The sequence below is a fragment of the Curtobacterium sp. YR515 genome (assembly GCF_900113095.1).
Taxonomy (GTDB): Bacteria; Actinomycetota; Actinomycetes; order Actinomycetales; family Microbacteriaceae; genus Curtobacterium.
Genome location: NZ_FOOD01000005.1, coordinates 355,259 through 367,768, shown reverse-complemented (window position 1 = coordinate 367,768; position 12,510 = coordinate 355,259). Strand labels below are relative to the sequence as shown.

Sequence of the window (12,510 nt, the reverse complement as noted above, 5' to 3'; positions counted from 1 at the left end):
GGGCCGGCGGGGCGGGGGCGAGCCGCGCCTCCAGGCCCGCGGGCAGGGAGGCGGCGTAGACGTGACCCATGCGCCGACCGAACCGTACCGAGCCCGCCCCCGGCCAGGAGTCCGTGTGGGACTACCCGAGGCCTCCCGCCGTGGAGCCGGTCCCCGAACGCGTGGTCGTGCGGCTCGGCGGCGAGGTGGTCGTGGACACGACCGACGCGGTGCGGGTGCTCGAGACCTCGCACCCGCCGGTGTACTACGTGCCGATGGCCGACCTCGAGCTGCGGCCGGCCGAGGGGTCGAGCATGTGCGAGTTCAAGGGCCGCGCGCGGTACTTCGACGTGGTGGGTGGGGACGTGGTCGCTCCGCGGGCGGCGTGGAACTACCCGACGCCCGAGCCGGGCTACGAGCAGCTGCGCGACCGGGTGGCGATCTACCCCTCGGCGATGGACTCGTGCGAGGTCGGCGGCGAGGTGGTCCAGGCGCAGGAGGGGGACTTCTACGGCGGGTGGATCACCTCGCGGGTGGTCGGACCGTTCAAGGGTGCGCCGGGCACGCTCGGGTGGTGAGGGGCCGCGTCAGCGGTGGGCGTACGGCGTCCAGAACGGGGAGGGGAAGGCGCCCCCGGTCACGATGACGAGCAGCTGCCACACGAGCATCACGAGCCCGAGCACGCCGAGGACGATCCCGATCCACGACCAGACCCGCACGCCTCGTTGGCTCCGTCGTGCGATCGACAGGGCGCGCCAGCCGCTGGCGATGCACACGATGCCGAACACCGCGCCGAGCACGACGTGCCGCCCCATCGAGGCCGCGGGGACGATGAACCCCATGTAGAGCGCCATCGGACCGAGCAGTGCGGCCACGACGGCGGGTGCTGCGGGTGGCTCGTGGTCGCGGGAGGCTGTTCCCATGCGTCCGAACCTAGCGGGGCGGTGGCCGTCCGGCACGCCGTGCGGCGCGTGCGGTGGCCGTCCGGCACGGGCACGATGGAGGCATGCGATCCTTCCTCCGCGTCCTGCTCGGCCTCGCGCTCGTCTTCGCCGGCACGAGCCACCTCACCTTCGCCCGGCAGGACTTCCGCGCCCAGGTGCCCGACTTCGTCCCGCTCGACGAGGACACCACGGTCCTGGCCTCCGGCATCGCGGAGATCGGCCTCGGCAGCGCCCTCGTGCTCGCACCCCGTCGCTCGCGTCGCTTCGTCGGCACGGTCGCCGCGCTCTTCTTCACCGCGATCTTCCCCGGGAACATCTCCCAGTGGCTGAACCGCCGCGACGCCTTCGGGCTCGACACGGACGTCAAGCGCATCGGCCGCCTGTTCGGTCAGCCGGTCCTCATCGCCTGGGCCCTCTGGTCCACGCGCGGGCGGCGAGGGTGATGGAAGCCCCCGTGGTCGCGGATCCGCTCGGGTCCGGTCCGGCGGCCTTCGGACGGGAGGCGCGACACCCCCTGGCAGGCGGCCGTCGCGTCGCGGACGTGGTCGCGACGGTCGTGCTGCTGGTGCTGTTGGCAGCGGAGTCGGTGGTCGCCGGTGGCGGGATCGTGTTCCTGTCGCTGGCGTTCAGCTCGTGCGGCGCTCCCGGCAACTCCTGCGACGAGACGCTCGGCGGTGCGGTCGTCTACGTCGGGCCGGTGCTCGTCGCCCTCGTGCTCGTCGCGGCGCTCGTGGTGTGCGTGCTGCGACTCGTGCGGCGGCGGCTCTCGTGGCCGTTCGCCCTCGTCGGCATCGCGGCCGTCGTGGCGGTGTTCTTCGGCGCGATCCTGCTCGTCGACAGCGCGATCACCCACGGCATCTGAGGGTCGTTCCTCCACAGGGCGGCCCCGCGCGGCGGTCGTCCACAGATGGGCCTCTGGTCGCCGTGCGGTGCGGTGGTGTCGGCGACGCTGAGGGCATGCCAGACACCGACATGCTCGACCGCCTCATCCGCACCCCTGCCCGCACCGACGACGACGTGGTGGACCTCGTGACCGCCCTCGTCGAACGCCCGATCACCCGGCAGTGCTGGGTGCTCTTCCTCGACGAACGGGCCGTGCCGGTGTCGTTCGTCATGCCGATCTCCGACCTGCCGTGGCAACCCGACGAACACGTCGAGGACTTCGCCGCGCTGGTCGGGGACGTCCTCGTGCAGGTCGGCGCGGCCGAGGTCGTGCTGGTCTGGGAGCGCCCGGGGGAGTCCCGGCTGTTCCCGGTCGACTGGGAGTGGGTCGACGCGTGCGCCTGCGCGTTCGAGGAGCACCACGTCCGGCTCCGCGCGCAGGTGGCGGTGCACACCGGCGGCGTCGCGATCGTGTCGCTCGACGACGTCGAGCCGGCCGAGCCGGTGGACGACGGTCCGCTCCCGCTCGCCTCGTGACGTGCTGGTCAGCCCTGGGGTGCGGTGTCGGGGACGGTCTCCCCGGTGAGGCCCTCGACGACGGACTTCGCCTCGGGCCAGAACTTCGCGTAGTGGTCGGGGTCCGAGTTGATCTGGACGGCGTGCGCCATCTGGGTCGGGGTCATGGTCTTCCACCCGGGGATCTTCACGAGCTTCGTGTAGAACATCGACGCCGCGGTGTACGGGTCCATCCGCTGCTCGTACGTGCCCCAGGCGCCGTTGTCCCGCTGCTGGAAGAGCCCGCGGCTGTCGGGTCCGGCGGCGTCCCCGTGGTCGAGGTTCACCAGGCTCGACTCCCCGATGGCGGTCATCACGCCGACCGCCTGGGTGTGCGGTCCGATGCCCATGGCCTGTGCGGCGCTGATGACGTACGCGGCGTTGACCAGACGGTCCTGGCAGAACCCGCCGACGGGGCCCGCGGGCACGACGATGCCGCCGATCGTCCTCGTCGCGACGTCCGGGCAGGTCGGGGTCGGATCCGCGACGACCCCCTTGGCGGCACCCGTCAGCGAGTTCACCGCGATGACGATGACCACCACGACGCCGATGCCGATCGCGACGACGCCCGCGCCGAACACCGACGCGAGGGTGATGCCGACGCGGCGCATGGCGGGTCCTCTCGAGCGGGGCGGGTCAGGCGGAGCACGAAGAGGCTACGTGCGCCGCCTGGGAACCGCACCCGCCCGATCGGGGGTGTCCGAGGACCAGCTCGGTCGTTCGCGGGTCAGACGTCGCGGTGGTCGTGCGTCTGCGCCGGCTCGTTCGGGCGCTGGACCTTCGTCGGTTCGGTGACGAGGCCGGTGGGCGCCTTCTCGGTCTGCTTCCGCCCGTGGGTGAACCACGTCACGATCCACAGCAGGATGCCGAGCGCGAGCAGCGCGCCCGCGATCTGGTACTGCTGCGGGTCGCGCCCGGACGAGAAGGGCAGCACGAGCCACAGACAGGTGACGACACCGATGATCGGCACGATGACACCCGCCCGGAAGTGCTTGTGGTCGACCTTGTCCCGGCGCAGCACCAGCACCGACGCGTTCACGACCGCGAACACCGACAGCAGCAGGAGCGAGGTGGTGCCGCCGAGCACGACGACGATGGGGGAGTCGGGGTCGAGCGAGACCCACCCGATCAGCAGCAGCGAGATGAGCGTCGTGAAGACGATCGCGGTGGACGGGGTGCGGCGGGCCGGGGAGACCTTGCCGAGGAAGCCGGGCAGGACGCCTTGCTTGCTCATGCCGTACAGCAGTCGCGACGCCATCATCATGTTGATCAGCGCGGTGTTGGCCACGGCGAACATCGAGATGAACGGCAGCAGGTCGGCGATCGGGAAGTCCGGCGCGGCCGTCTGCACGACGGTGACGAGCGGCGTCTCGTTGCCGGCGAGCTCACCGATCGGCACGACCGCCACGGCGCAGATGGACACGAGCACGTAGATCACGGCCGTGATGCCGAGGCCGGTGAGCATGACCTTCGGGAAGATGCGGGAGGGGTCCTTCGTCTCCTCGGCCATGTTCACCGAGTCCTCGAACCCGACCATGGCGAAGAAGGCCAGCGACGTGGCGGTCGACACCGAGAGCAGGAGCGACTTGTCCTCCGGCGTGTCGAACATGACCACGCGGGAGAAGTCCGCGTTGCCGCCGGCGATCGCCCAGAAGCCGATGAGGATCACCATCACGAGACCGGACAGCTCGACCAGGGTGAGGACGACGTTCGTCTTCACGCTCTCGCTGACGCCCCGGAAGTTGATCGCCATCACCGCGAGCATGAAGCCCATCGCGATCAGCATCACGACCGCGTTCGGCAGCTCCAACCCGAAGCCGGCGCCGAGGTTCGCCGCGAACGCCCGCGAGGCCGTCGACGCCGAGGTGATCCCCGAGCACATCACGATGAACGTCACGATGAAGGTGACGAAGTGGATGCCGAACGCCTTGTGGACGTGCAACGCCGCACCGGCCGTCTGCGGGTACTTCGTGACGAGCTCGAGGTACGAGAACGCCGTCAGCAGCGCCACGGCGAACGCGATGAGGAAGGGGAGCCACGCTGCTCCGCCGACCTCTGCCGCGACCTGACCCGTGAGCGCGTAGACGCCCGTGCCGAGGATGTCCCCGACGATGAAGAGCAGGAGGAGTTTGGGACCGATGACCCGCCGGAGCTCTGGCTGCTCCTGTTGCGGGCGCTCTGTGTTGGTGGTGGCCATGCGTCAGCCTGTTCCGCTTCGGGTCATCCTGTCCAGTCTCACAGGCAAATCGCCGCAGATCGCAACATGCTCGTGCTCCGTCGGACACGTGCCACCGCCCCCGGGCGCTCTCGGGTGGCGACGGCTACGCTCCCAGCCATGCACGACGAGACGAACACGACCGAGGAACCCGTGGAGTTCGCCGACTTCAACGCGAAGCTCCTCGTGCTCGACGTCCTCTGCTACGACCTCGACGTCCTCCAGCCCTACGCCGGGGACGACGACGAGAGCGACGAGGACCTCGACGTCGAAGGGCAGGACGACCGTGCGCGCGAGTACTACGACGACCTCGACCTCCTGCCGTCGCAGCTGTCGCTCGTGACGGAGCTGACGGTCGACTCCGACCTCGAGGTCCTGCAGGACGTGCACCCGGGGTGGGACGGCTCGGACGAGCGGTACGACCCGCAGAACTGGGACGACGTCCTCGACCTGCCGGCCCTCGGCACCGTGTACGCCGCGGCACCGCTGCCAGCGCACGTGGTCGAGCGGCTCGCCGCGAAGGGCGTCGAGGTCCGCTCCGCCTGAGCCGCGCCGAGCCGCGCCCCGCTGCGCTGCCGGTTCCGTTCGTCGCCGCACAACGCAAGTGCGTCCGAACCACGCCGATCCCCGGCTCCGATGCACTTGCGTTGTGCGAGCGCGCCGAGCGCCCGCGCCGCGCCCGCCCGCGCCGCGCCGCGCCGCGCGGTCAGCGGCGGAGCGCCAGCACCTGCTCCGTGAACTGCGCGGCCCCGCCCTGCGCCGGGTGCCGCACCGCCACGGCGTCGATCCCCGCCAGCGCCAACGCGCCCTGCGCCTTCCGCCCCACGGCGACGACCCGGACGTCGTCCCCGCCCGGCCCCGCCCGCATCGCATCGAGCAGCGCGAGCGCGACGGGCGCGCCCTCCCGGACCTCGGCCGACCGTGGCGTCCGGTTCGTCAGCCGGTCCGGAGCCGCGAACGGGTGGTGCGGGAAGATCGCCCACGTCATCGGGAGCGCACCGTTCCACGACGCCAGGGCAGCCTGCACGACGCGGGACGACGCCTCCCACGGGGCGGTCGGCTCCGGCGGGACGAGGTAGTCCGGCCCGAGCTCCCGCATGCTCGTGAACGGCACGCCCGTGTTCGTCATGCCGCGCCACCCCGGGGCCTCTGCGACGAGCACCGTGTCCGCCTGCGCGCCGACGGTCGTGAGGTACCGCTCGAGGTTCGCGCGACGCAGCCGCCCGGCAGCGGTCGACACGTCGTACAGCGCCTCGGCGTCGTCCGCGACCGGCACGGCGTCGAGCGCTGCCCAGAACGCGTCGAACCGCCCGCCCCCGGTCACGCGCGTCCCAGCACCCGGCGGTACACGTCCTCGAGCCCGGCGGCCGAGCGCTCCCAGCTGAGGCGCTCCGCGTGCTCCCGGCCCGCCGCGGCCAGCGACGCCGCGTACGACGCGTCCGTCAGGATCCGCTCCGTCTCCGCCGCCCAGACGGCCGGGTCGCGGGACTCGAGCACGACCCCGGTCTCGCCGTCGACCACGGCCTCGCGCAGTCCTCCGGCAGCGGCGGCCACGACGGGCACCCCGGACGCGGAGCCCTCGAGCGCGACGAGGCCGTACGTCTCCGAGTGCGACGGGACCAGCACGGCTGCCGCGCCGCGGAACAGGAACGCCAGGTCGGCCCGCGACTGCGGACCGACGAACGTCACGCGGTCGGCGATCCCGAGGCGGGCCGCGAGCCGACGCAGTTCGTCCACGTAGTCACCCGCCTCGCTCGAGGCGTCCCCGGCGATGACGAGGGTGGGTCGCGCCTCCTGGCTGATGCCGGCGATCGCCTCGATCGCGAGGTCCAGCCCCTTCAACGGCTGCACCCGCGCCGCGGCGACCACGTACGGGACGTCCGCGCGGCGGGCGCCGGCGGCGGACGGACGGAACACCGACCCGTCGACGCCCGGCGGCACGATCCAGATGCGCCCGGTCTCGCCGCCGAGCCGCGTGCGGACGGTGTCGGCCTCGGCCGAGGACACGACGACGACCGCGTCGGACTCGTGCGCGAGCATGCGCTCGCCGGCCATCCGTCCGTCGGACTCCGGACGTTCGCCCTCGGACAGCGGCGTGTCGCTGTCGGCGGCGATCGAGTGGAAGGACTGCACGTGGGGGATGCCCCGCTCACGGGCCACGGGGAGTGCGGCCGCGCCGGAGAACCAGTGGTGCGAGTGGAGCACGTCGAACGGGCCGAGGTGCTCGAGCTCGCGGCGGAACGGCTCGATGAACGCGTCGTGCTCGCCCTTGGGCACCGGCTCGGCCGGCCCTGCCGACAGGAACCGTAGGCAGACGCCCGGCACGAGCGACACCGAGTCGGGCTGCGTCGGCGACGAGCGGCGCGTGATGATGTCGACGTGGTGGCCGCGGTCCGCGAGGGCCTCGGCCTGGTGGCGGACGACGACGTTCATGCCGCCGACCTCGCCGGAGCCGGGTTCGTCGCCGGGGGAGGTGTGCAGCGACACCAGCCCGATGCGCAGGGGTTCGGTGGTGGTGCTCACCGCGCAAGCCTATCCGCGCGTCGGCCGCTGCGACGGGCGCGCGGGCGCCACCACGACGGGCTGGCGGCCCGCCTCGTCCACGGCGTCGGACGGGAGGCACGGATCGCCTCCCAGGATCTGCGCGCGGTCGTCGCCGTGCCGCTCCCAGAACGCGGCCGTCCAGGCGCAGAGGGCCCCGTCGAGCAGGTCCTCCCGGTGCTTGTGCGTCGGCCCGTGGATCCCGGAGGGCTCGGCGAGCGCCCGGGTGAGCGGATGCGTGTCGAGCCGGAGCGGAGGGTCCAGCGGCGTCTCGCGCAGCCGACGCACGAGCTCGTCGAACGCCTCCGCCCGTCGTGCCCGGGCCGTCGCCGGCGCGACGTGCAGGTCGAGACGCTTGTACCGCGGCCGCTCGACGTCGTAGCCGAGCTCCTCGACCCCGACGAGGGTCGTGTACGGGTAGCACTCGAACACCGCCGGACCGGTGCGCTCCCGCATCGCCGCGGTCGACGACACGTACCCGACGCCCAGGGCCGTCAGCCGCTCGAGCAGTCGGGCCCCGGCGCTCGCCGCCGACGCGAGGTTCGTCGGGTTCGCCGCGACCTTCCACCGGCCGTAGCGCTGTCCCACCTGCCGTTCGGCCTCGCGGATGCCGGTCGGGTTCGTCACGACGAGTGAGGCGTCCACGGCGATGAGGGAGCGCTCGCCGAGGTGTCCGGCGATCCAGTCGGTGACGGCGTCGACGCCCCGGGCCCAGCCGGCGTCGGTGACCGCTCCGTCGGGGTCCATCGCGACGAGTCCGGTCTCGTTCGGTGCGCGGGTCGCGGTCCCGAGTCCCCATGCCAGGTCCACCCCGAGGTACGCGTTCACCCGTCCATCGTGCACCCGGGCGGGCGGGACATGCCGCGCGCGGTTCGCCGAGCGGGCGGAACCGGTCGGTGCGGCGCGCCGAGCGTGACGTACTTCGCCCGCTCGACCCCGACCCTGCCCGACCGACCCCGACCCCGACCCCGACCGACCCGGACCCCGACCCCGACCCCGACCGACCGGGGCTGCGGCCGGGCCCGGGCCCGCCCGTGTACGGTCCGCTGCATGGCGAGCGAAGCGACGACGCTGACGGTTCCGAGGCCGGACGGCGACCGGGAAGTCCGGATCAGCAGCCCGTCCCGCGTGCTCTGGCCCGAGCCCGGCATCACGAAGCTCGACCTGGCGGAGTACCTCGTCGCCGTCGGTGACGCGTTCGTCCGGGCGAACGGCGACCGCCCGATCTCGCTGCAGCGGTTCCCGGGCGGCGTCGACGGCGAGCAGTTCTTCTCGAAGAACCCGCCGAAGGGCGCGCCCGAGTACGTCCGCGCGGTCACCGTCACCTACCCGAGTGGCCGGCAGCACCCGCAGCTCGTGGTGGACGAGCCGGCCGTCGCGGTGTGGGCCGCGCAGATGAACACCGTCGTGTTCCACCCGTGGGCCTCGCGCGCCGGGGACCCCGACCACCCGGATCAGCTCCGCATCGACCTCGATCCGCAGCCCGGTACCGACTTCCACGACACCGTCCCCGTCGCGCACGAGCTCCGGAAGGTGCTCGACGAGGTCGGGCTGACGGCGTGGATCAAGACGAGCGGGAACCGCGGGCTGCACGTCTTCGCGCCGATCCTGCCCGAGTACGAGTTCCTCGACGTCCGGCACGCGGTCATCGCCGCCGCACGCGAACTCGAGCGACGGATGCCGGACCGGGTGACGACGGCGTGGTGGAAGGAGGAGCGCGGGGAGCGCGTCTTCGTCGACTTCAACCAGGCGAACCGCGACCGGACGATGGCGGGTGCCTACAGCCCGCGTGCCCTCGCACACGCGGCCGTGTCGACACCGATCGCGTGGGACGAACTCGACGACGCCGATCCCACGGCGTTCACGATCCGGTCGGTGCCGGAGCGGCTGCGGACCACGGGCGACCCGTGGCAGGCGATGCACGACGAGCCCGCGAGCATCGCGCCGTTGCTGGCGTGGTGGGAGCGCGACCTGGGCAACGGCGAGGGCGAGCTGCCCTTCCCGCCGGACTTCCCGAAGATGCCGGGGGAGCCGCCGCGCGTGCAGCCGTCACGCGCGAAGAAGGCCTGAACGGGTCAGACGGCGGCGCAGTCCTCGGCGCGGCCCTCGGGCTCGGCGACGCGCGTGGTGTGTGTCGGGAGCGAGACGCTCGCCGTGTGCAGACGCGTCAACCGGGACCACGTCCCGCGGTGGGCGTCGCTGATGCCGTCGATGATCATGTCCCGCTCCCGTCTGCTCGATGCGGATGCATCCGCATGGAAGAAGTTACCTAGTTAGCCTAACTACATCAATCGTCGAGCGTCAATCGGACAGCAGCACGGCGTCGAGGTCGTACGCCGCCGGGACCTCCAGCTGGTCGAAGCCGCACGAGGCGGCCTCGCGGTCGGGACGCCACCGCTCGAACTGGACCGTGTGCCGGAACCGGTCGCCCTCCATCTGGTCGTACCGCACCTCCAGGACCAGCGACGGCGCCAGCCGGACGAACGACGTGTCGCGACCCGACGAGAACCGCGAGCGTTCCCCGTCACCGGTGACGGGCCTCCCGTCCGCATCCCGGAGGACCACCCGGTCGAGCTCGTCCACCAAGTCGACCCGTCGCTTGTCGGAGAAGGCGGACACGCCGCCCACCTGCCGGAGCTCGCCGTCGTCGCCGTACAACCCGACGAGCAGCGAGCCGACGCCGGTCCCGCTCTTGTGCACGCGGTACCCGATCGCGACGACGTCGGCCGTGCGGTGGTGCTTGACCTTGAGCATGGTGCGCTTGTTCGGCTCGTACGGCTTCGCCCGGGGCTTCGCGACGACACCGTCGAGCCCGGCGCCCTCGAACGTGGTCAGCCACTCGCGGGCGAGGTCGACGTCGAGCGTGGTGCGCGTGACGAACAGCGGGTCGGACATGTCCTGCGACAGCGCGTCCAGGCGCGACCGACGCTCGTCGAACGGCAGGTCCAGGAGCTCCGTGCCGTCCACCGCGAGCAGGTCGAACGCCACGAACTGCGCGGGGGTCTCGGCGCTGAGCTTCGCGATCCGCGAGGCCGCGGGGTGGATCCGCTGCGACAGCGCCTCCCAGTCGAGCCGTTCCGCGCCGGCGTCCCCGGAGCGCAGGATCACCTCGCCGTCGAGGACCACGGGGTGCTCGCGGCCACCGAACTGTGCGCGGAAGGCCTCGACGAGCTCGGGGAAGTACCGGGTGAGGGGCTTCGCGCCGCGGCTGCCGATCTCCACGTCGTCGCCGTCGATGGTCACGATGCCGCGGAACCCGTCCCACTTCGGCTCGTACCGGAGTCCTCCGCGCACGCTGTCGGGTTCGGGGACGGTGGGGACGGCCTTGGCGAGCATCGGTGCGATCTCCATGCGTCCTGTCTACTCGGGCGGCCGCGTCCGTCCGGCAGGTGTCGCTCCGTCGTCCGGTGGCCGTGGCCCAGGAGGCGCGGCTCGGCCCGGTCGCGACCCGCACCTCAGTAGGGTGGTCGCGTGACGACCGTGCCCCCGCCGGCAGCGCCGGCACCGGAACCGATCAGTCCCGTGCAGGCCGCCGCGCTCCGCGACGGCGTCCTGCCGCCCGTGGAGGAGGTCCGGCCGGGCATCTGGACCCTCGCCGTGCCGTTCCGCTTCGGGGTGCCCGACGCGACGCTCGTGTACGTCGTCGAGGGCTCCGACGGGTCGCTCGCGCTGATCGACCCTGGGTGGACCGCCGACGACGGTCTCGACGTGCTCCGCGACGGCCTCACGGCGATCGGGCGGTCGCTCGACGACGTCGGGCTGGTCGTCGTGACGCACCTGCACGCGGACCACCTCGGCGCCGCGGCGGCGATCCGACGGGCCACCGGCGCCCGGGTCGCCATGCACCGGCTCGAGGTCGAGGCGCTGCACCGGGAGCGGGCGGACGCCGCGGCGAACGACGCCGACATCGCGACGTGGGGACTGCCGGAGCACCTGCGCGCCGGCGTGGTCGAGGCCTGGGGGAGCGGACGACGGATCGGGCTCGGTCGGACGGCGGAGCCCTTCGCGGACCTCCTGCTCGAGGACGGCGACGTGCTCCCGGTCCCCGGTCGGACGATCCGGACGCTGTGGACCCCCGGGCACACCGCCGGGCACTGCTGCTTCGTCGACGCGGAGGACGGCCTGCTGTTCACCGGCGACCACGTCCTGCCCCGCATCAACTCCGGGATCGGGCTCGGGGGCCGAACCGCCACGAACCCGCTCGGCGACTACCTGGCCTCGCTCGGACGGCTCGACGGCTCCGCGGACCTCGAGGTCTGCCCCGGCCACGAGTACCGCTTCCGCGACGTCGTCGGTCGTGCCCGCACCCTGGCGCGGCACCGCGAGGAACGGTCGCGGCACGTCGCCGACGCGCTCGACGCCCTGTCCTCGCCGACGCTCTACGAGGTGGCGTCCCGGGTGCCCTTCAGCGGGGGCATCGAGTCGATGACGGGGTTCCTGCTCGCCAGCGCGCTGACGCAGACGGCGTTCCACGCGGCGCTGCTCGGTCGCGCGGACGAGGTCCGCCCCGCCTGACCCCGCCGGTCGCGGCGGCCTCGGCGCCGCGGTTCGCACCGCCGTCGCACAACGCAAGTGCATCCGCGCCGTGGATCGCCGCGGCGCGGATGGACTTCGGTTGTGCGGGCCGCCGCGGCCGCCGCGGCCGCCGCGACCGCCGCGGGCGCCGCGGACCGCCGCGGGCGCCGGCGGCCCGCGTCAGCCGAGCGTCGCGGCGAGGCGCTCCAGCGTCGTCCTCGCGTCGGCGAACTCGGCGGCAGCGTGGTCGGCGAGCGGCGCGAGGTCGGGCAGCCGGTCCGCCAGGGTCGCACTCACGGTGATCGGGTACGGCTTCATGCCGAGCGCGGTCCCGAGGATGAGGTGCAGGACCGGGGAGCCGTGGTCCCAGCCCTCCGTCGGGCTCCCGGCGTCGTACGTGGCACCCCGGCTGACCACGGTGACGACCGGACGCCCGGCGAGCGGCTGCACGGCACCGGCGAGGACACCCGGCACGTGGATGCGGTCGATCCACGCCTTGAGCGTCGACGGCACCGTGTAGTTGTACAGCGGCGCACCGACCACGACGACGTCGGCGCCGAGGAGCTCGTCGATCACCTCCTGCCGGAGCGCATCGGCCTCGGGGGCCACGACCTCGTCGTCCGTGCGGTCGGCGGCGGCCCAGTGCAGCGCCGAGGTCTCGAGGTGGGGGAGCTGGTCGACGTGCAGGTCGCGGCGGACGACCGTGTACTCCGGGCCGCGTGCGCGCCAGGCGTCCGCGAAGGCCGCGGTGAGGGCGCGGGAGCGGGAGTGCGCGAGGTCGGCCGAGGAGTCGATGTGCAGGAGCGTGGGCATGGTCCCCACGCTACCGACCGACACCCGCCGGATGACGGGAACGGCCCCGCCGCGCCGGTGAGGGGC

Annotated in this window: 16 protein-coding genes; 7 read left to right on the top strand and 9 right to left on the bottom strand. The window is 72.9% G+C overall.

The window, feature by feature from the left end; all coding sequences use genetic code 11:
* The first annotated feature begins 68 nt into the window (after nt 1-68).
* Nucleotides 69-557 carry a DUF427 domain-containing protein gene (locus BM028_RS15915; protein ID WP_071296660.1) on the top strand — a complete coding sequence of 163 codons (489 nt, stop codon included), beginning with the start codon at nt 69-71 and terminating at the stop codon, nt 555-557.
* A gap of 9 nt (nt 558-566) precedes the next feature.
* Here BM028_RS15915 and BM028_RS15910 read toward each other — a convergent pair whose 3' ends face one another.
* Nucleotides 567-902 (bottom strand): hypothetical protein, encoded by a 336-nt coding sequence (locus BM028_RS15910; protein ID WP_139202083.1) that lies wholly within the window; start codon nt 900-902, stop codon nt 567-569.
* A gap of 83 nt (nt 903-985) precedes the next feature.
* Here BM028_RS15910 and BM028_RS15905 point away from each other — a divergent pair, with 83 nt between their 5' ends.
* The 3 genes from BM028_RS15905 to BM028_RS15895 all read left to right on the top strand — a co-directional run bounded on the left by BM028_RS15905 (nt 986) and on the right by BM028_RS15895 (nt 2,342).
* Nucleotides 986-1,366 (top strand): DoxX family protein, encoded by a 381-nt coding sequence (locus BM028_RS15905; RefSeq protein ID WP_070418584.1) that lies wholly within the window; start codon nt 986-988, stop codon nt 1,364-1,366.
* 98 nt (nt 1,367-1,464) lie between these two features.
* Nucleotides 1,465-1,785, top strand: a complete 321-nt coding sequence (locus BM028_RS15900) for a hypothetical protein (protein WP_139219841.1) — start codon at nt 1,465-1,467, stop codon at nt 1,783-1,785.
* A gap of 95 nt (nt 1,786-1,880) precedes the next feature.
* Complete coding sequence (locus tag BM028_RS15895; RefSeq protein WP_139219840.1) at nt 1,881-2,342, top strand: hypothetical protein; 462 nt, start codon at nt 1,881-1,883, stop codon at nt 2,340-2,342.
* Between the two features lie 8 nt (nt 2,343-2,350).
* Here BM028_RS15895 and BM028_RS15890 read toward each other — a convergent pair whose 3' ends face one another.
* A complete protein-coding gene (locus BM028_RS15890; RefSeq protein ID WP_070418587.1) occupies nt 2,351-2,971 on the bottom strand; it encodes a hypothetical protein in 621 nt (206 codons plus the stop codon).
* A gap of 116 nt (nt 2,972-3,087) precedes the next feature.
* Nucleotides 3,088-4,557 (bottom strand): APC family permease, encoded by a 1,470-nt coding sequence (locus BM028_RS15885; RefSeq protein ID WP_092387714.1) that lies wholly within the window; start codon nt 4,555-4,557, stop codon nt 3,088-3,090.
* Between the two features lie 138 nt (nt 4,558-4,695).
* Between BM028_RS15885 and BM028_RS15880 the strand changes: the two genes are divergently transcribed.
* Nucleotides 4,696-5,121 carry a DUF6892 domain-containing protein gene (locus tag BM028_RS15880; RefSeq protein WP_092387712.1) on the top strand — a complete coding sequence of 142 codons (426 nt, stop codon included), beginning with the start codon at nt 4,696-4,698 and terminating at the stop codon, nt 5,119-5,121.
* Between the two features lie 160 nt (nt 5,122-5,281).
* On the opposite strand, the gene BM028_RS15875 is transcribed toward BM028_RS15880, so the two are convergent.
* From BM028_RS15875 to BM028_RS15865, 3 genes are read right to left on the bottom strand one after another with little or no spacing between them, the layout of a single operon-like run.
* On the bottom strand, nt 5,282-5,899 hold the full coding sequence (locus tag BM028_RS15875) for a uracil-DNA glycosylase (RefSeq protein WP_092387710.1): 618 nt from the start codon (nt 5,897-5,899) through the stop codon (nt 5,282-5,284).
* Nucleotides 5,896-7,098, bottom strand: a complete 1,203-nt coding sequence (locus tag BM028_RS15870; protein ID WP_092387708.1) for a glycosyltransferase — start codon at nt 7,096-7,098, stop codon at nt 5,896-5,898. The genes BM028_RS15875 and BM028_RS15870 overlap by 4 nt, the downstream gene beginning before the upstream one ends.
* A gap of 9 nt (nt 7,099-7,107) precedes the next feature.
* Complete coding sequence (locus BM028_RS15865) at nt 7,108-7,944, bottom strand: DUF429 domain-containing protein (protein WP_092387706.1); 837 nt, start codon at nt 7,942-7,944, stop codon at nt 7,108-7,110.
* 222 nt (nt 7,945-8,166) lie between these two features.
* Between BM028_RS15865 and ligD the strand changes: the two genes are divergently transcribed.
* Complete coding sequence (gene ligD / locus BM028_RS15860; protein WP_092387704.1) at nt 8,167-9,186, top strand: non-homologous end-joining DNA ligase; 1,020 nt, start codon at nt 8,167-8,169, stop codon at nt 9,184-9,186.
* 5 nt (nt 9,187-9,191) lie between these two features.
* Here ligD and BM028_RS18610 read toward each other — a convergent pair whose 3' ends face one another.
* Together BM028_RS18610 and BM028_RS15855 are read right to left on the bottom strand one after the other, a co-directional pair.
* Nucleotides 9,192-9,335, bottom strand: a complete 144-nt coding sequence (locus tag BM028_RS18610) for a hypothetical protein (protein WP_175473622.1) — start codon at nt 9,333-9,335, stop codon at nt 9,192-9,194.
* An 82-nt stretch (nt 9,336-9,417) separates the two neighbouring features.
* Nucleotides 9,418-10,467, bottom strand: a complete 1,050-nt coding sequence (locus BM028_RS15855; protein WP_092387702.1) for an ATP-dependent DNA ligase — start codon at nt 10,465-10,467, stop codon at nt 9,418-9,420.
* 120 nt (nt 10,468-10,587) lie between these two features.
* Here BM028_RS15855 and BM028_RS15850 point away from each other — a divergent pair, with 120 nt between their 5' ends.
* A complete protein-coding gene (locus BM028_RS15850) occupies nt 10,588-11,631 on the top strand; it encodes an MBL fold metallo-hydrolase (protein WP_092387700.1) in 1,044 nt (347 codons plus the stop codon).
* Between the two features lie 180 nt (nt 11,632-11,811).
* Here the strand turns inward: BM028_RS15850 and BM028_RS15845 are convergent, their stop codons facing one another.
* Nucleotides 11,812-12,444, bottom strand: a complete 633-nt coding sequence (locus tag BM028_RS15845; protein ID WP_092387698.1) for an FMN-dependent NADH-azoreductase — start codon at nt 12,442-12,444, stop codon at nt 11,812-11,814.
* Nucleotides 12,445-12,510: the final 66 nt, after the last annotated feature.

Excerpts from the sequence above, each read along its gene's own strand:
- BM028_RS15905 (WP_070418584.1), top strand. The coding sequence starts at position 986 with ATGCGATCCTTCCTCCGCGTCCTGCTCGGCCTCGCGCTCGTCTTCGCC.
- BM028_RS15895 (WP_139219840.1), top strand. The coding sequence starts at position 1,881 with ATGCCAGACACCGACATGCTCGACCGCCTCATCCGCACCCCTGCCCGC.
- BM028_RS18610 (WP_175473622.1), bottom strand. The coding sequence starts at position 9,335 with ATGATCATCGACGGCATCAGCGACGCCCACCGCGGGACGTGGTCCCGG.
- BM028_RS15880 (WP_092387712.1), top strand. The coding sequence starts at position 4,696 with ATGCACGACGAGACGAACACGACCGAGGAACCCGTGGAGTTCGCCGAC.
- BM028_RS15915 (WP_071296660.1), top strand. The coding sequence starts at position 69 with ATGCGCCGACCGAACCGTACCGAGCCCGCCCCCGGCCAGGAGTCCGTG.
- BM028_RS15845 (WP_092387698.1), bottom strand. The coding sequence starts at position 12,444 with ATGCCCACGCTCCTGCACATCGACTCCTCGGCCGACCTCGCGCACTCC.
- BM028_RS15885 (WP_092387714.1), bottom strand. The coding sequence starts at position 4,557 with ATGGCCACCACCAACACAGAGCGCCCGCAACAGGAGCAGCCAGAGCTC.
- BM028_RS15890 (WP_070418587.1), bottom strand. The coding sequence starts at position 2,971 with ATGCGCCGCGTCGGCATCACCCTCGCGTCGGTGTTCGGCGCGGGCGTC.
- BM028_RS15855 (WP_092387702.1), bottom strand. The coding sequence starts at position 10,467 with ATGGAGATCGCACCGATGCTCGCCAAGGCCGTCCCCACCGTCCCCGAA.
- BM028_RS15910 (WP_139202083.1), bottom strand. The coding sequence starts at position 902 with ATGGGAACAGCCTCCCGCGACCACGAGCCACCCGCAGCACCCGCCGTC.
- ligD (WP_092387704.1), top strand. The coding sequence starts at position 8,167 with ATGGCGAGCGAAGCGACGACGCTGACGGTTCCGAGGCCGGACGGCGAC.